The 17799-nt window shown below is 62.2% G+C and carries 14 protein-coding genes; 5 read left to right on the top strand and 9 right to left on the bottom strand.

Annotated features, from left to right (window positions below; translation table 11 throughout):
* The first annotated feature begins 26 nt into the window (after positions 1–26).
* From PMI16_RS18315 to PMI16_RS18295, 5 genes are all read left to right on the top strand, one after another.
* Complete coding sequence (locus PMI16_RS18315) at positions 27–563, top strand: DUF2271 domain-containing protein (protein WP_007882290.1); 537 nt, start codon at positions 27–29, stop codon at positions 561–563.
* Between the two features lie 12 nt (positions 564–575).
* On the top strand, positions 576–1394 hold the full coding sequence (locus PMI16_RS18310) for a DUF4198 domain-containing protein (RefSeq protein WP_007882289.1): 819 nt from the start codon (positions 576–578) through the stop codon (positions 1392–1394).
* A gap of 113 nt (positions 1395–1507) precedes the next feature.
* Positions 1508–2515: an FAD:protein FMN transferase gene (locus PMI16_RS18305; RefSeq protein WP_007882288.1), complete on the top strand. Its 1008-nt coding sequence runs from the start codon at positions 1508–1510 to the stop codon at positions 2513–2515.
* Positions 2512–4170 carry a flavodoxin domain-containing protein gene (locus PMI16_RS18300; protein WP_007882286.1) on the top strand — a complete coding sequence of 553 codons (1659 nt, stop codon included), beginning with the start codon at positions 2512–2514 and terminating at the stop codon, positions 4168–4170. Before PMI16_RS18305 ends, PMI16_RS18300 begins: the two co-directional genes overlap by 4 nt.
* Positions 4171–4343: 173 nt before the next feature.
* The gene (locus PMI16_RS18295; RefSeq protein ID WP_007882283.1) at positions 4344–5669 is read left to right on the top strand and encodes a hemolysin family protein; all 1326 of its coding nucleotides are present in this window, start codon (positions 4344–4346) and stop codon (positions 5667–5669) included.
* A 546-nt stretch (positions 5670–6215) separates the two neighbouring features.
* On the opposite strand, the gene PMI16_RS18290 is transcribed toward PMI16_RS18295, so the two are convergent.
* The 9 genes from PMI16_RS18290 to PMI16_RS18250 form a co-directional block, all read right to left on the bottom strand.
* Positions 6216–6710: an Lrp/AsnC family transcriptional regulator gene (locus PMI16_RS18290; protein WP_007882282.1), complete on the bottom strand. Its 495-nt coding sequence runs from the start codon at positions 6708–6710 to the stop codon at positions 6216–6218.
* A 166-nt stretch (positions 6711–6876) separates the two neighbouring features.
* A complete protein-coding gene (locus PMI16_RS18285) occupies positions 6877–8253 on the bottom strand; it encodes an aspartate aminotransferase family protein (protein WP_007882281.1) in 1377 nt (458 codons plus the stop codon).
* Positions 8254–8514: 261 nt separating this feature from the next.
* Positions 8515–9993: an NAD-dependent succinate-semialdehyde dehydrogenase gene (locus PMI16_RS18280; RefSeq protein ID WP_007882278.1), complete on the bottom strand. Its 1479-nt coding sequence runs from the start codon at positions 9991–9993 to the stop codon at positions 8515–8517.
* A 33-nt stretch (positions 9994–10026) separates the two neighbouring features.
* Positions 10027–11115 (bottom strand): tartrate dehydrogenase, encoded by a 1089-nt coding sequence (locus PMI16_RS18275; RefSeq protein ID WP_007882277.1) that lies wholly within the window; start codon positions 11113–11115, stop codon positions 10027–10029.
* Positions 11116–11130: 15 nt separating this feature from the next.
* Entirely contained in the window at positions 11131–12756 is a 1626-nt protein-coding gene (locus PMI16_RS18270) for an ABC transporter ATP-binding protein (protein ID WP_007882273.1), read from the bottom strand.
* Positions 12756–13682 carry an ABC transporter permease gene (locus tag PMI16_RS18265; RefSeq protein ID WP_007882265.1) on the bottom strand — a complete coding sequence of 309 codons (927 nt, stop codon included), beginning with the start codon at positions 13680–13682 and terminating at the stop codon, positions 12756–12758. The genes PMI16_RS18270 and PMI16_RS18265 overlap by 1 nt, the downstream gene beginning before the upstream one ends.
* 16 nt (positions 13683–13698) lie before the next feature.
* Positions 13699–14655 carry an ABC transporter permease gene (locus PMI16_RS18260; protein ID WP_007882264.1) on the bottom strand — a complete coding sequence of 319 codons (957 nt, stop codon included), beginning with the start codon at positions 14653–14655 and terminating at the stop codon, positions 13699–13701.
* A gap of 42 nt (positions 14656–14697) precedes the next feature.
* On the bottom strand, positions 14698–16317 hold the full coding sequence (locus PMI16_RS18255; protein WP_007882263.1) for an ABC transporter substrate-binding protein: 1620 nt from the start codon (positions 16315–16317) through the stop codon (positions 14698–14700).
* A 58-nt stretch (positions 16318–16375) separates the two neighbouring features.
* Entirely contained in the window at positions 16376–17668 is a 1293-nt protein-coding gene (locus PMI16_RS18250) for an NAD(P)/FAD-dependent oxidoreductase (RefSeq protein ID WP_007882262.1), read from the bottom strand.
* Between the last annotated feature and the right edge of the window lie 131 nt (positions 17669–17799).

Below are 17799 nucleotides of genomic sequence, written 5' to 3'. Positions count from 1 at the left end.
TTCTTTCACAAGCGAGGTTGAGTCATATGCGCGTGCTGGTCCCTGGTCTGTTGCCGACGACGTTGTCGGCTGCCCTGATGGGCGTGGTGTCGTTGCCGGTGGTGGCGGCGGACATGAACGTCAAAGTCGAAATCCCGCGGTTGAACGTGGCCGAGTACCACCGTCCCTACGTCGCCGTCTGGCTGGAGCGTCCCGACCAAAGCGTCGCGGCGACGCTGGCGGTCTGGTACGACGTCAAGAAGAAAGACAAGGAAGGCGAGAAATGGCTGAAGGACCTGCGCCAATGGTGGCGCCGCGCCGGCCGCGACGTGCAGATGCCCGTCGACGGCGTGAGCGGGGCGACGCGTCCTGCCGGCGAGCAGCAACTGACGTTTAGCGGCGACAAGGGCGCGCTGGCGCAATTGCCGCCCGGCGACTACGTTCTGATGGTGGAAGCGGCGCGCGAAGTGGGCGGCCGCGAAGTGGTCAAGGTGCCGCTGCAATGGCCGCCGAAGGCCGGGCAAAGCGCCAAAGGCAAGGGCGAATCCGAGCTTGGCGCCATCACGCTGGACTTCAAACCGTAACCGGAAGGACACATGAAACGTTCATTCAAATTCGCCGCGCTGGCCATGGCGCTGGCAATCGGTTTGCCGCTGTCCGCCAGCGCGCATCGCACCTGGCTGCTGCCGGCGTCGACGGTCCTGTCGGGCAATGATCCCTGGGTCACGGTCGATGCCGCGGTGTCGAACGATCTGTTCTTCTTCGAAAGCTTCGCGCTGAAACTGGACGGCCTGCAAGTGACGGCGCCGGACGGCACCTTCGCCAAGCCGGAAAACGCCTACACCGGCAAATACCGCACCAGCTTCGACCTGCATCTGACGCAAAGCGGCACCTACAAGATCGCCGTCATCAGCATGGGCCTGTTCGGCAGCTACAAGGATGCCGCCGGTCAGACCAAACGCTGGCGCGGCACCGCCGAGACCCTGGCCAGGGAAATCCCGGCCGATGCCAAGGATTTGCAAGTGACGCAGATGCAGGGCCGCATCGAGACCTTCGTCACCGCCGGCAAGCCGTCGAAGAAAGTGCTGGAAACCACCGGCGCCGGCCTGGAGCTGCAGGCGATCACGCATCCGACCGATCTGATCGCCGGTGAAACGGCGAGCTTCCGCATGCTGCTCGACGGCAAGTCGGCCGCCAACGTCAAGGTGACGGTGGTGCCGGGCGGCACGCGCTATCGCGACAAGCTCAACGAACTGACGCCGACGACCGACGCCGACGGCAAGTTCAGCGTGACCTGGCCGTCGGCCGGCATGTACTGGATGGAAGCGACGGTCAAGGACAACAAGCCCAACCTCAAGCCGGCTACCGATCGTCGCGCCAATTACACCGCGACGCTGGAAGTGTTGGCGCCTTAAGAAGCTCTGTTGACGTGTCAGGCGTTCGCCGTACCGGCGGCGAACGCTGTTTTCACGGGCCGTCATCCGACGGCCTTCTCCATCCCTCTCCGGAAAGAATTGTCTGTACCGTCATGAATCGCGTTTTTATCCCGCTGAGCCTGTCTCAACCCGATCCTGTTCCGGCTGATGCCGTCGTCGACAGCCTGTCCGGGTTGACGATGGGCACGTCCTGGTCGGTCAAGCTGATCCGTCCGACGGGCGGTGATCCGGAGACGATTCGGGAAGGCATACAAGCTCAGCTCGATCTGGTCGTTGCGCAGATGAGTACCTGGAGCGTCGACTCCGACCTGAGCCGCTACAACCACGCTGCCGCCGATAGCTGGCATGTGTTGCCTGCGCATTTCCTGAAGGTGCTCGATTGTGCGCTTGCCGTTGCCGAGCGCAGCGGCGGCGCGTATGACCCGAGTGTCGGCCCGCTGGTTAATTTGTGGGGCTTCGGCCCCGATCCCAAACGCCCGGACCGGCCGCACGATGCCGCCATCGCACGCGAACGCCAGCGCTGCGGCTGGCAGCGCATTCACATCGATCGCGCGCGCCATGCCTTGCTGCAACCGGGCGGCCTGTATCTCGATTTTTCTTCCATCGCGAAGGGCTACGGCGTCGATCTTGTTGCCGCTTATCTGCGCAGAATCGGCGTCGTCAGTTATCTCGTGGAAGTCGGCGGTGAATTGTACGGACACGGCGTCAAGGCCGACGGTCAGCCGTGGTGGGCAGGCATGGAGCATCCTCCCGCGACATCGAGCACGCATGATCGCCTGCAAAGCGTTGTCGCGCTGCACGGCGTGGCGCTGGCGACTTCCGGCGACTATCGACGCTATTTCGAAGACGGCGATCGCCGCTACTCGCACACCATCGATCCGCGCACGGCGCAACCGGTCGCGCACGCGCTGGCATCCGTCGCCGTGCTGCATGCCGACTGCATGACCGCCGATGCCTGGGCCACGGCATTGATGGTGCTCGGTGACGAAGACGGCCTTGCGCTCGCATTGCGCCATGGCGTGGCGGCCTTGTTCATCAGTCGCGACGGCGACGGATTCCGCGAGCGCCTGACCCCGGCCATGCAGGCGATGCTGGGATGAGCAAACCTGTGCGTACGCAATTCCTGCCCGGTCCCGGCCTGACCGGCCTGGTCTGCGCCGTCTGCGCGACGGTGGCCATCGGCCGGATGCAATTGCTGGAGGCGACTGCCGGACGTTTGTTCGTGGCGGCGCTGGTGCTGCTGTTTTACATGGTGTTCTGCTTTGTCATTTTCGTTAGCCATCGTCGCAAGAAACAGGCGGCGCTGGTGTGGCAGCACGGCGATGCTAACCGGACGGGCGATACCCCTCAAGAAGTACTGATCGCGTTTGCCAGCCAGACCGGTTTTGCCGAGCAGATCGCACAACAGACGGCGCAAGCCTTGAAAGACGCCGGCATGCAGGTTCGCGCCTGCAGCCTTGCACAGCTGGATCTGGCGCAGTTGCAAGCGGTGCGCCGCGTGCTGTTCGTGGTCAGCACGACCGGAGAAGGCGACGCTCCCGACTGTGCCGCAGGGTTTGCGCGCAAGGTGATGGGGCAGGCGGCGACGCTGCAGGATGTGCACTACGGCGTGCTGGCGCTCGGCGATCGCAGTTACGTGCAGTATTGCGCCTTCGGCCATGCGCTCGATGCCTGGCTGCGCCACCATGGCGCGCATGCGATGTTCGACATGGTGGAGGTCGACAATGGCGACCCCGGCGCCTTGCGCCACTGGCAGTATCATCTGGGCGTGCTGAGCGGCCATGCCGACATGGCCGACTGGAGCGCGCCCGGCTACGAGCGCTGGACCTTGTCCGAGCGGCGTCTGCTCAATCCCGGCAGCGCCGGCGGAGCGGCTTTCCACCTGGCGTTCAAGCCTGTCGATGCGCAACAGCCGCTGTCATGGCAAGCCGGCGACATTGCCGAAATCGGTCCGCGCAACGCTCCCGCCAAAGTGAGCGCCTTGCTGGATGCCTTGCAACTGGATGGCGGCGCACCCGTGCATGACCAGGCGCCGGACGGAACCGCCACCCTTGGCGAGGTCCTCGCACGCAGCCTGTTGCCGCACGATGCAGTGGAGCTGGCGCGCTTGCAGGGAATGACGGCGCAAGCCCTGGCGGACGGTCTCAAGCCGCTGCCGCATCGCGAATACTCGATCGCCTCGCTGCCGCAGGACGGTCAATTGGAATTGCTGGTGCGCCGGACGGTTCTGCCGGACGGCAATCCGGGACTGGGATCAGGCTGGCTGACGGCGCATCTGGGCGAGCGGGGTGAACTCGATTTGCGCGTGCGGCAGAATCGCGGCTTTCACCCGCCCGTCGACGATTGTCCGCTGATCCTGATCGGCAACGGCACCGGCCTTGCGGGTTTGCGCGCGCACATGAAGGCGCGCATTGTTTTGGACCGTCGGCGCAACTGGCTGTTGTTCGGCGAACGTTCCGCGCAACATGATTTTTTCCATCGCACCGAGATCGAGCGCTGGCAGGCGCAAGGCATGCTGGCACGCCTGGATCTGGCATTTTCACGCGATCAGGCGCAGCGCATCTATGTGCAGGACCGCCTGCGCGAAGCGGCGCACCTGCTGCAACAGTGGGTCGACGATGGCGCCGCCATCTATGTCTGCGGCAGTCTGGAGGGCATGGCAGGCGGCGTGGCGCAGGCGCTGAGTGCGATTCTGGGCGAGCAAGTGCTGGAGAGCATGGCGGAGCAAGGCCGCTACCGCCGCGACGTCTATTGAGAGTCGTGAACAAAGCGCCGCTGGCGGCGTTGCACCCACTTGCCGTACCTCCGTACTGTCTGCGCGGGCGCGCCTTGCCAGCGGCGCTTTGTTCACGACTCCAGGCTGCGGATTGTACTTTTCCCCTCCGACAGGAGAGAATAGGCGCATAGCGACTTCAAGAGACAAGAAAAATGAGTTTTTTCGCCAGCTTTTTACTGATCCTCTTGCTCGTGGTCATCAGCGCATTTTTGTCCTGCGCCGAAATTTCCCTCGCCGCCTCGCGCAAAATCCGTCTCGAAATGCTCGCCAAGGAAGGCGACGCCAATGCCTTGCGCGTGCTCGCCCTGCAGGCGCAGCCGGGCAATTTTTTCACGGTGGTGCAGATCGGCCTGAACGCCGTCGCCATTCTCGGCGGCGTGGTCGGCGAGCCGGCGCTGACGCCGCACATGGTCAGCGCGGTGAGCACGGTGTATCAGGGACCGTGGCTGGATACGGTGAGTTTTTCGATTTCCTTTTTGCTGGTCACCGCCTTCTTCATCCTGTTTGCCGACCTCATGCCCAAGCGCCTGGCAATGCTGGCGCCCGAGCGCGCTGCCATCATGCTGGTCAGCCCGATGCTGTTCCTGGAGCGCGTGTTCAAGCCGCTGATCTGGCTGTTCAACGGCTTGTCGAAGATGTTTTTCACTCTGTTCGGTTTGCCGCAGGTGCGCCACGACGTCATCACGCCCAATGAAATCCACGCCATCGTCGACGCCGGCGCACAGGCCGGCGCCTTGCTGCATCAGGAGCATCACCTGATCGAAAACGTGTTCGAGCTGGAAAGCCGTTACGTGCCCTCGGCCATGACGCAGCGCGAGAGCATCGTCTATTTCCTCGTCACCGATACCGAGGAAATGCTGCGCCAGAAGATCATCGACCATCCGCACTCGCGCTTCCTCGTCTGCGAAAACAATATCGACGACGTGCTCGGCTACATCGACAGCAAGGACGTGCTCAAGCGCCTGCTCAAGGGCGAGCAGTTTTCGCTGCGCGACAAGGGCCTGATCCACGTGCCGCTGTCGATTCCTGACAGCCTCAATCTGTGGGAAGTGCTGGAGCGCATGAAAGCCGTCGACGAAGACCTCGCCGTCGTCGTCAACGAGTATGCGCTGGTGGTCGGCATCATCAGCATCACCGACGTCACCAGCGTGCTGATGGGCAATCTGCTCAACCTGTCGTCGGAAGAGCAGCAGATCGTCAAGCGCGACGAACACTCCTGGCTGATGGACGGCCTCACGCCGCTGGCCGAGGTGATGAATGCACTGTCCATCAGCGAATATCCGAATCCGATGGGATATGAAACGCTGGCCGGTTTCATCATGTACATGCTGCGAAAAATTCCGAAGAAAACCGACTTTGCGCTGTTCGCCGATTACAAATTCGAAGTTGTCGACATCGAAGGCAACAGGATCAATCAGCTCCTGGTGACGCGATTCAAGCCGGAGAAAATCGAAAAGCCCGAACAAGAAAAAGCCTGAACAAAAAAGACGCGAACAAGCGCGGCAGGATCCATTCATCGGCAACAGAGAGGGCTCACAGGAGCCGGCATGCATTGCATGAAGCACCGTCGTGCGCAAGGTTGCGCGCGGTTTTCAGGACATGGCGGCACGTCGCCATTCAGGCCAGGTCATCCATGAAACGGCTAGTGATGCAGATCATCGGTTCCGGTGCAAAACGACAATCTGCATTCAGATTGGCATATATCTTGCACATACGTTGGTAGGAATAAAGAGAACGTCCGGATCATGTATGAAAGCGAGAGTCGTGTATGACACATCTTCCTTATGCCTGCTTGCTTCATCTCGCCGGCAATGACGCCGTTGCCCGGAATGCGGAGCAATTCAGCTCGGATGCCGATGGCGTACCTTGTGCTTTGTTATCGCGCCCCGTATTGCGCAGACTTGTTCGCAAGTGGTTGAGTTTATTCAGATAAATACACCCGTCACGGCCCCCGAGAGCATGCGAGAAAGGGGATGCACGGCCGGCGCATCCCTCAAAGCATTGATGCAAACAAGTGCGGCTGCTCAGGTTTGAATGAATTTTTCCAGCGGATAGTGGTGTTTGATGAAGGGCGATTTGATCACGATATAGCTGAAATATTTTTCAATGTGCAAATTCTGTTCGAGCAGGTCTTCAATAATGCTTTGGTAGTGCACCACGCTGCGCGTGACGAATTTCAGCAGATAATCGTAGCCGCCGCTCACCAGATGGCATTCAATGATTTCATCGACATTGCGAATGTAAGCTTCAAATTTGGCAAAGTCTTCGCGGCGGTGATCGGACAGCGTCACTTCGGTGAACACCACCTGTACGTCGCTCAGTTTTTCCAGGCGGATATAGGCGCCATAGCCGCTGATGTAGCCGGCTTTTTCCAGGCGTTTTACGCGGATCAGGCAAGGGCTGGGCGACAGTCCGACGGCGTCGGCCAACACCACGTTCGTGATCCGGCTGTTCTGCTGCAGGTGGCACAGAATCCGTAAATCAATGCGATCCAGTTTCAGAGCACCATTAGCATTCATTGTCGCCCTCTAGTTCAACTTGTTAGAACGTTATCCTATCACACGGCACAATCCTGAAATTGTGTCTTGCTGTGTCTTGATATGTCTTGCCGTATCCGTTGCGATGTCCTGCGTCGCCTCAATCTTTCACGGATTCCGCCGCCAGTGCTTTTGCCCGCAAAGCCACTCAGGCCATGCTGTCGCGCACCTCGGGTTGCGCCAACACTTCATCCAGAATGGTCTTGAGTCGTGCAAACATCAGCGCGAAGTCGTCACTGGTGTAGCACAGGGCCGGGGCAAAGCCGAGGATATTGTCGCCGAACGCGCGGAAGATCAGACCATGCTTGTAGGCGGCGCCGGCGATCCGTTCATGCAGCTTCAGTTCCGCCGGGAAGCGCTGTTTGGTATGTTTGTCGGCCACCAGTTCCAGCGCGCCCAGCAAACCGCGGCTGCGGGCATCGCCTACCAGCGGATGCGCTGCCAGCGCACGCAGGCCGCCGGCAAATACCGGTTCCTGTGCCGCAGCATTGGCCAGCAGACCGCCTTCGTGATACAGGCGCAGGACTTCCAGGCCAATCGCGGCGCTCACCGGATGCGCCGAATAGGTCTGGCCATGGCCCACCACGACTTGTGGCGCGGCGCCATCGGCGATACCGTTGTAGACGCGATCCGACATCATCACCGCGCCCATCGGCGCATAACCGGCGGTCAGGCCCTTGGCCATGGTCATCAGATCCGGCTGGACGTCTTCCGCCGCGCAGGCGAACAGAGGACCGGTGCGGCCAAAGCCGGTAATCACTTCATCCACGACGAACAGGATATCCAGTTCATTGCAGGTTTTTTGCATCGCTTTGAGCCAGCCGACCGGCGGCACGATCACGCCGCCGGAACCCTGGATGGGTTCGCAGAAGAAGGCGGCGACGTTGTCCGCACCCAAGGCTTCAACCTTGGCACGCAGTGCCGCGACCGAACCGGCGATGATGGCTTCGTCGCCGGTGGCCGGATTGCGGTAGGGATAGGGCGAAGCGATGTAATGCTGATGCGGCAGCGGCAGATCGAAATTGAAATGAAAATTCGGCAGCGCGGTCAGCCCGGCGCCGACCGACGAGGAACCGTGATAGCCGCGTTCCAATGCAATCAGATGTTTCTTGGTCGGCTTGCCGATGGAATTGTAGTAATGCGTGATGTAGCGGACCGCCGCGTCCACGGCATCGGAGCCGCCCAGCGTGAAATAGACGTGGGTGAGCGAGGCCGGGCTCAGTTCGACCAGTTTTTGCGCCAGCAGGATGGCCGGCTCGGAGCCGAAATGGAAATAGCCGGTGGCATAGGGCAAGCGCGTCATTTGTTCGGCGGCAACCCGCACGATGCTGTCCTGGCCGTAGCCGGTATTGACGCACCACAGGCCGGAAAATGCATCCAGCAATTCCTTGCCGGCGTGGTCGGTCAGATAGGCGCCGCGTCCTGATTGAAGGATGGTGACGCCGACGTGTTCATGTTCGCGAAAACTGGCGACCGGATGGATCAGGTGATCGCGGTCAATGGAGACGAGAGTGGATGTTTGCATGTCGATGAGCTTTGGATGGCGTTGACGGGCCTGCGCGGAAAAAGCAGGTAACGGATTGGGTATATCCTAAGCCGCCTGCACCAGTGTTCGTGTGCAAGATGCCGTGCCGGAAACGCATCTTCAAGCTATTTATACGGCGTGGCAGCATTTTCTGCGGTGATGTCGGAAATCGGATTCGGCCATGCCCGGAACGGTCGCGGCAGCGGTTCGGAAGGACGGGGAAAGGCCGGGCGAACGCCGATTGGGTTCGCCCGGCGCCTTTCAGAGCTGGCCCTGGCAGATGTATTTGGTATGCAGATAATCGTCCAAGCCGTGCACGGAACCTTCGCGTCCGTAGCCTGACTCCTTGACGCCGCCGAACGGTGCCGCTTCTGCTGCAATCGCACCTTCATTGATGCCGACGATGCCGGATTCCAGCGCCTCCGCCACACGCCAGATGCGGCGCACATCGGTCGAGTAGAAATAGGCCGCCAGTCCGAACGGCGTGTCGTTGGCCGCCGCGATCACTTCGGCTTCAGTGGCAAATCGCGTCACCGGGGCCACCGGACCGAAGGTTTCTTCGTAACTGCATTCCATGCCGGCATGGACATCGGCCAGGATGGTCGGTGCAAAATAATTCGGGCCGTCGCACGAAGCCGAGCGCAGGCGCTTGCCGCCGACCACGATACGGGCGCCGCGCGCCACCGCATCGAGGACATGGCGTTCGATTTTGTCGACGGCGCGGGCATTGATCATCGGTCCGATTTGCGAAGCCGGATCGGTGGCCGGGCCGACGCGCAAGGCGCCGACCCTGGCGGCCAGTTTGTCGAGGAAGGCGTCATGCACGCCCGCTTGCACATACACGCGGTTGGGGCACACGCAGGTCTGGCCGCCATTGCGGAATTTGGCCGCCATCACGCCTTCGACCGCGACATCCAGATCGGCGTCGTCGAACACAATGAACGGCGCATTGCCGCCCAGTTCCAGGGACAGTTTTTTCAAGGTATCCGCCGAACGGCGCGCCAGATGCTTGCCGACCGGGGTCGAGCCGGTGAAGGTGATCTTGCGCACGCGGCTATCGTCGAGCCAGACATCCACCACTTCCGGCGTGCGTTCGCGCGAGGCGGTGACGATGTTGATGACGCCGGCCGGCACACCGGCTTCCTGCGCCAGCTTGATCAATGCCAGCGAGGTCAGCGGCGTATCTTCGGCGGGCTTGCACACCACCGTGCAGCCGGCCGCCAATGCCGGTGCGATCTTGCGCGCGATCATCGCCGCCGGGAAATTCCACGGCGTGATGGCCGCGACCACGCCGACCGGTTCCCGGAGTGCGAACATGCGGCGCCCCGGTACCGGGGCGGGAATCACGTCGCCATTGGCGCGCGTGGCTTCTTCGGCAAACCACTCGACGTAACTGGCGGCATACAGCACTTCGCCCTTGCCTTCGGCCAGCGGCTTGCCTTGTTCTCGCGAGATCAGGCGTCCCAGATCGTCCTGATGGGCGAGCATCAGATCGTTCCAGCGTTTCAGGATTTGCGCGCGCTGTTTGGCCGGTACCGCGCGCCAGGCGGGGAAGGCCGCATGGGCGGCATCGACGGCGGCGGCGGCATCGGCCGCGCTGCCGTCAGGCACGCTGGCAAAGACCGTATCGCTGGCAGGATCGGTGACGTCAAGACGGCGGCCATCGCTGGCATCGCACCAGTTGGCGCCGATCAATTGCGCGCCCGGCATCAGGTCCTGGCGCTGTAAAGTCAAAGTCATGATGGATCGGTTTCCTCGATATTGGATAGGAGATCAGGCGGCCGCAACGCGTTGCGCGATGGCGACGCCCAGTTCGGTCGTACTGGCCTTGCCGCCCAGGTCCGGCGTGAGCGGGCCTTCGATCAGCGCGGCTTCGATGGCGCGGACGATGGCATCGTGCGCCGCGCGGCCGGCGCCTTGGCCCTGTGTCAGGAAATCCAGCATCAATGCTCCGGACCAGATCATGGCGATCGGATTGGCGATGTTCTTGCCGTAGATGTCCGGCGCCGAACCATGCACCGGTTCAAACAGCGACGGGAAGCGGCGGTCGGGATTGAGGTTGGCCGAGGGGGCCAGGCCGATCGTGCCGGTGGTGGCCGGCCCCAGGTCGGACAGGATATCGCCGAACAGATTGCTGGCCACGACGACGTCGAAGCGGGTCGGTTGCAGCACGAAGCGCGCCGACAGGATATCGATGTGCTGTTTGTCTACCTTGACTTCCGGATAGCCCTTGCCGACGGCATCGGCGCGACCATCCCACCATGGCATGCTGATGGCGATGCCGTTGGATTTGGTGGCCACCGTCAAATGCTTGCGCGGGCGGCTGTCGGCCAGCTCGAAAGCGTATTTCAGGACGCGGTCGGAACCGTGACGCGAAAACACCGATTCCTGGATCACGATTTCACGGTCGGTGCCTTCGTACATGATGCCGCCCAGCGAAGTGTATTCGCCTTCGGTATTTTCACGCACCACGAAATAGTCGATGTCGCCGGCCTTGCGGCCTGCCAGCGGACAAGGCACCCCTTCGAACAGGCGCACCGGGCGCAGGTTGATGTACTGGTCGAATTCGCGCCGGAATTTCAGCAGCGAGCCCCACAAGGAGACGTGGTCGGGCACGGTGGCCGGCCAGCCGACGGCGCCGAAGTAGATCGCGTCGAAGCCTTGCAGCTGGTCTTTCCAGTCATCCGGCATCATCTTGCCGTGCGCAGCGTAATAGTCGCAACTGGCCCATTCGATGGCGCGGCAGTCGAGCGCGATGTCAAAGCGCGCGGCCGCGGCCTTGACGACGCGCAGGCCTTCCGGCATCACTTCCTTGCCAATGCCGTCGCCGGCGATCAGTGCGATTTTGAATGTCTTGGTCATTTCGTTTCCCTGAGTTCAGGTTGCTAAAGGGGGGGTGTGATCCAGTTCGTCGAGCCATCCCTGGCGCAATTCCGGCACCGAGCGTTCGAGCAGCTGGTAATACGGATGGTGCGGGCCGCGGTCGTAGTCGGCGCGTGCTACCTGATCCAGTTTGCGGCCGTGTTGCATGACGACGATTTCATCGCAAACGGCACGCACCGTGTGCAGGTCATGGCTGATGAAGAGATAGGAGACATTGAGTTCGCGTCGCAGTTCTGCCATCAGGTCGAGCACGGCGGCGCCGACCACGGTATCGAGCGCGGAAGTGACTTCGTCGCACAGTATCAGGTCGGGTTCGGCGGCCAGGGCACGGGCCAGGTTGACGCGCTGTTTCTGGCCGCCGGACAAGCCGCCCGGCAAGCGTTTGGCGACGGTATGCGGCAGTTTGACCAGATCCAGCAACTCCTGGATGCGTCGTTGCAGCGCCGCGCCGCGCAGGCCCTTATAAAATTGCAGAGGCCGCGCCAGAATGTCTTCGATGGTTTGCGCCGGATTGAGCGCGGTATCGGCAATCTGGAACACCATCTGGATTTGTCGCAACTCTTCCTTGCTGCGTTGCGCCAGCCGCGGTTTGAGTTCGCGTCCATTGAACAAGATGGTGCCGCGACAAGGCGGCAGCAGGCCTGCAATCGCCCGTGCCAGCGTGCTTTTCCCGGAGCCGGACTCGCCGATCACGCCGATGGCCTGGCCGGGGTAGAGTTTCAGACTGATGTCTTGCAATACCAGTTTGGCCGGTTCGCCGCGGGCATCGAGCGGACCGTAGCCAACCGCGATTTGATGCAGATCAAGCAGCGCTTGCGAGTTGTCGGCTGCTTTGCCGGCTTCGCGCGGCGTGGGCCGGGCTGCCGCCAGCAGGCTTTTGGTGTAGTCGCTGACGGGCGCTTCCAGTATCTGCCTGGTCGAATTGAGTTCGCGCATCTGGCCGTTGCGCAATACCAGAATATGGTCCGCCATCTGCGCCACCACGGCGAGATCGTGGCTGACATAGACGGCGGTGGCGCGGCGCTCGCGCACCACCCGGCGAAACGCGCGCAAGACTTCGATCTGCGTCGTGACATCCAGCGCCGTGGTGGGTTCGTCGAGAATCACCAGGTCCGGATCGGTAATCAGCGCCATCGCGGCCATCAGGCGCTGCAACTGGCCGCCTGACACCTGGTGCGGATAGCGCTCGCCGATGGTGTCCGGATCGGGCAACGCCAGTTCGCGGAACAAGGCAATCGCCTTGGTTTTGGCTTCGGCCGGGGTACAGGTCCGATGGATGCGGGTCGGCTCGATGACCTGATCCAGGATGGTGCGCGACGGATTGAACGAGGCCGCCGCACTCTGCGCAATATAGGCCACGGTGCGGCCGCGCAGCGCGCGTTGCTGACGCCCGCTCATTTGCAGGACATCGACTGCGCCGATGTGCACGCTGCCGCCGGAAATTTGACAGCCGCGCCGGGCGAAACCCATCAGGGCCAGCGCAGTGGTGGTCTTGCCGGAACCGGATTCGCCGATCAATGCCAGTACCTCGCCGGGATGAATCTCGAAGCTCAGCTTGTCGACCAGCGTCTGCGCGCCTGCGGTGATGCATAAATCCCTGACGATGACGGCGGCGCCCATTACTTCACTCCTGTTTCACGCCGGGCGCGGCCCGGCAAGTTGTCGATGACCAGGTTGACGGCAATGGTCAGGCTGGCAATGGCCAGTGCCGGGGCGATGACGGCGGCGCTGGCGCTCGCCAGCGAACCGATGTTTTCGCGCACCAGCGAACCCCAGTCGGCCGCCGGCGGTTGTACTCCCAGACCGAGAAAACTCAGCCCGGCCAGCAGCAGCACGATGTACACGAAGCGCAGGCCGAGGTCGGCCAGCATGGGGCCTACAATGTTCGGCAGGATCTCGCGTCGCATGACGTACAGCGTGCCTTCGCCGCGCAGGCGGGCGACCGTGACATAGTCCAGTGCATTGATGTTGATCGCCATCGAACGGGCGATGCGATAAGCGCCGGGAACATAGATGATGGTGGCGGTGGCAATCAGCATCGTCACCGAAGAACCGAAGCCGGCCACCATGATCAAGGCGAACATCTTGCTGGGAATCGAGGTGATGGTATCGAGCGAGCGACTCAGCACGCTATCTGTCCAGCGTCCGCTGGCCGCCGCGAACAGCGCCAGCATCGTACCGAGGCCGCTGGCCAGCAGGGTGGCCACGAAGGCCACGCCGACGGTATAGCTGGCGCCGTCAATCACGCGAATCAGCATGTCGCGGCCGAGGTAGTCGGTGCCGAGCCAGTGCGCGCGGCTGATCGCGCCGAAGATTTGCACGTTGCTGTCGGCCGCCAGCGTGCGTGTGAGCATGGACGAGCCAAACAGCGCTGCGGCGATCCAGAACAGCAGAATCGCCAGGCCGATCAGGCCGCTCCAGCCGAAACCGGCGAGCCAGCGCAGGCAACGCAGGCAACGCAGGCAACTGAGCAGTCCGCCGCTTTTTCCGGTGTCGACGCCGGCGGCGGTGGAGGTGGCTGGAGGCGTAGAAGTATCGGTCTTCATTGTGTTGGTCTTTCCTTCAACGATGGCGCAGCCGCGGATTGGCGAGAATGCCGCAGACATCGGCCAGCGTGACCAGCACCAGGTAGCCGATGCAGAAAATCATGGCGCAGCTTTGCACCAGCGGCATGTCGCGCTGGGAGACGCCGTCGACCATCAGTTTGGCGATGCCGGGATAGTTGAAAATGGTTTCGATGATGATCACGCCGCCCAGCAGATAAGACAGGCTGAGCGCGATGGCATTGGCAATCGGGCCGACTGCATTGGGCAGCGCATGCACCAGCACCGTGCGCATCGGCGAGGCGCCCTTGAGGCTGACCATTTCAATGTAAGGCGCTTCCAGTTGATCGATGACGGCCGCGCGCGTCATGCGCATCATCAAGGCGATGATGACGCAACACAGGCTGAATACCGGCATGGCGAAGGCCTTGAGCATCTGTCCCAGCGATTCGATATCGGTGGCATAAGACAGCGCCGGCAGCCAGTGCAGCTTGACCGCGAAAATCAGGACCGCCAGCGTCGCCACCAGAAACTCCGGCACCGACACGACGGCGACCGAGCCGGCCGAGGCAATGCGGTCGAACCATGAACCCTTCCACATTGCCGATGCGATCCCCAAGGCCAATGCGATCGGCACCGAAAACAAGGCCGTCACGGCCGCCAGCAACAGCGAATTGGGCAAACGGCTGGCAACCAGCTCGCTGACCGGCATCTGCGTGGTGCTGGAGGTGCCGAGATCGCCCCGGACAATGCCGCCGAGCCAATGGGCGTAGCGTGTCGGCGCCGGTATGTCGAGCCCCATCTGCGCACGCAGGGCGGCCAGGGCTTCCGGCGTGGCGTCCTGTCCCAGCTGTTCCTGCGCAGCGTCGCCGGGCAGTACCGAGGTGATCGCAAAGACAACCACCGATACCGCCAGCAGCGATAACAGCGCCATGAGCAGACGCTGGCCGAGAAGTTTGAAGACGGCAACATTCATGTGAGGCTCTCAAGCGGGTATTGGCATGATTGGCATGCCGCTTTACGCATCCAGCCAGACGTTTTCGGCAAACGAATATCCCATCAGGCCGCCCAGCGGGATCGGCGCCAATCCCTTGAGCCTGGAAGCGTGGCCATCGACGCTGGCCAGGAACATGGGGATGCCGATGCCGGCTTCTTGCGAAATCATGGTCTGCATGTCGGCATACATCTGCTTGCGCTTGTTGAAATCGATTTCGGCGCGCGCATTGAGGAGCAGTTGATCGAATTTCGGATTCTTCCAGCGCGATTCGTTCCAGGTTGCGTCCGACTGGAAGAATTGCGTCAGCAGCACATCGGCGCTCGGGCGCGGATTGACGGTGCCGAAACCGACCGGGCTGTTGAGCCAGTGATTGGACCAGTAGCCTTCGGCCGGCATGCGTTTGACGTCGAGATCGAGACCGATGCGTTGCGCGCTTTGTTGCAGCACCAGGGCGATATCCACTGAATACATTGCCGCCGGCGACGCCACTACCGGTATCTTGCCGCTTACGCCGGATTTCTGCAGATGGAACTTGGCCTTGTCCAGGTCGAACCCGCGTTGCGGCAAGCCGGCGAAATAGAAGCGGTTGGTCGGATCGATCGGCTGGTCGTTGGCGATGACGGCATGATCCAGCGCGATGGTCTTCTTCATCTGTTCGCGGTCGAACAGATACTTCATCGCCAGCGCAAAGTCGGGATTGACGCCGGGGCCGAGGTCCTTGCGCATGATCAGGTCGCTGTAGGCGCCCGATTGCGTGGTGAAGATGCTATAGCCGGCGGTGCCCTTGACGCGCTCGATGGAGCGCGGATTGAGCGATGCGGCCAGGTCGATGCCGCCGGACAACAGCGCATTGACGCGGGCGCTTTCGTCGCCGATGCCGATGAACTCGATCTCGTCCAGATAGGGCTTGCCCGGTTTCCAGTAGGCGTCGTTGCGCACCACCACCGAACGTACGCCGGGCTTGAATTCCTTGAGTTTGTACGGACCGGTGCCGATCCCGGCGTTGAAGTCGGTGGTGCCGTCCTTGACGATATGGAAATGGAAGGTGCCGACGATGACCGGCAAGTCGGCGTTGGGCGCGACCAGCGTGACGGTGACTTCGTTCGGGCCGCTGGCCTTGACGCTGCTGATCTGATCGGCCAGCGTTTTGGCCTTGGACGCAGTGGCGGGGTCTTTGTGGCGCATCAGCGAAAAGACGACGTCGGCCGGCGTGAGCGCCTTGCCGTCGTGGAACACCACGCCCTTGCGCAGCTTGAACACCCATATCTTGGCGTCCTTGGTGGTGAACGACTCGGCCAGCGCCGGCTGCGGCGTCAGCGAGCCGTCCAGCGAGGTCAGGCCGTTGTACAGCATGGTGCTGCGGCAATAGTCGGTCTTGTTCGATTGTTTGGCCGGATCGAGCGTATCGGTGACTGCCGAGGTATCGCCGCCGACGCGGATGCGACCGCCCCGGCGCGGCGTCTGCGCATAGGCCGACAACGCGGTGCTGGCGAGGCCGCCGGCCAGCGTGGCCTGCATGCCGCCGGCCATCAGCATTTTCAACACGTCGCGGCGGCTGGCGCCGCGTTTCAGGGATTCCATCATGCGAAGGCTTTCGCCGGGACCGACGAGGCTTTCGAATTTCTTGTTGTTATCGCTCATGTTTTGCTACTCCTGAAGGCAATGGGTTGAAAAGACATTAAAAGGGCGCGCAGGCCGCTCAGGCCAGCTTGTCCTTGAGTGTGTAATACAAACCGATGGCGGGTAAGAACCAGGGCGAGCCGAAATGACCGGGAATGGCCGGCCAGTCACGATCGCGCCAGGGATTGGCGGCGGCATCGCCGGCCAGCACGGCGGCCATGCGCTGCCCCATGTGGACCGACATTTGCGTGCCGTGGCCGCTATACCCCATGGCGTAATACAGCCCGTCGCGTTCGCCGGCATGCGGCAGGCGATCGCGGGTCATGTCGACCAGGCCGCCCCAGCAATAGTCAAGGCGCACCCGGCCCAGTTGCGGGAAGGTCTCGGCCAGCCCGGCGCGCAGGATTTCGCCGCTGGCGGCATCCGATTGCGGGCTGGACATGGCGAAGCGGGCGCGACCGCCGAACACCAGCCGATGGTCGGCGGTCAGGCGGAAATAATGATGGATATTGGCGACCGTGACATAAGTGCGTTGTTCTGCCAGCAGCGCGTGGGCGCGTTCTGCGCCGAGCGGCTCGGTGACGACGATGAAACTGCCGATCGGGACCAGGCGCCGGCGCAGCCAGCCGAAGCTGCGGTAACTGCCATGCCGGCTGGCGCCGGTAGCCAGCAATACCTGTTTGGCCGCTACCGTGCCGCGCGCCGTGTGCAGGCGATGCGCATAGCCGTCGCCCAGGCGTTCGATGCGTTTTACTTCGGCATTGGTGTGAATCTGTGCGCCATGGCGTTGCGCTGCCGTCGCCAGGCCGTGGGCAAAGCGTCCCATGTGCATCTGGCCGCTACGCTTGTACAGCAGGCCGCCATGAAACCGCTCGCTCTGGATTTCGGCGCGCACGCGCGCCGCATCCAGAATCTCGACATCCTGATCCACGCCGTCCTCCATCAGACGTTGCGCATTGCGCTGCAAGATTTCCATCTGCCCCGGCCGGGTGGCCAGTTTAAGCTTGCCGTGGCGCATGAAGTCGCAGTCGATCCGTTCTTCCCTGATCAGGTTGGCCACGGTATCGACCGCATCGTCGAAGGCGTGATACCAGTTGCGCGCCCGCTCGATACCGACCTTGGCGGCCAGCTCGGCATAATCGACCGCCAGGCCGTTATTGACGTGGCCGCCGTTGCGTCCGGACGCTTCCGCGGCGACCCGGTTGCCGGCTTCCAGCACGGCGACGACGGCGCCGCGGCGGGCCAGCGCCAGTGCTGCCGACAGGCCGGTGAAACCGCCCCCGATGACGGCAACGTCAACCTGTGCCGGCAGGTCGCCGGCAGAAGAGGCGAAGGCGGGGGCAGAGTCGGTCCAGTAGGAATCCAGCTTCATGATGGGGGTGCTGCTCGCATGAAAATAGGTTGTTCAACAATGCAGATATCGGCGTGAAGAAAGTGCCGCGATATTGCCTCTTCATCTGCATCAGTACGCACAGTGTGTTTTCGGGGCTGTCGACGTTGCCT

Source organism: Herbaspirillum sp. CF444, from assembly GCF_000282135.1.
GTDB lineage: Bacteria > Pseudomonadota > Gammaproteobacteria > Burkholderiales > Burkholderiaceae_D > Herbaspirillum.
The sequence above is the reverse complement of the archived record's forward strand: the minus strand, read 5'-3'. Positions and strand labels throughout refer to the sequence as shown.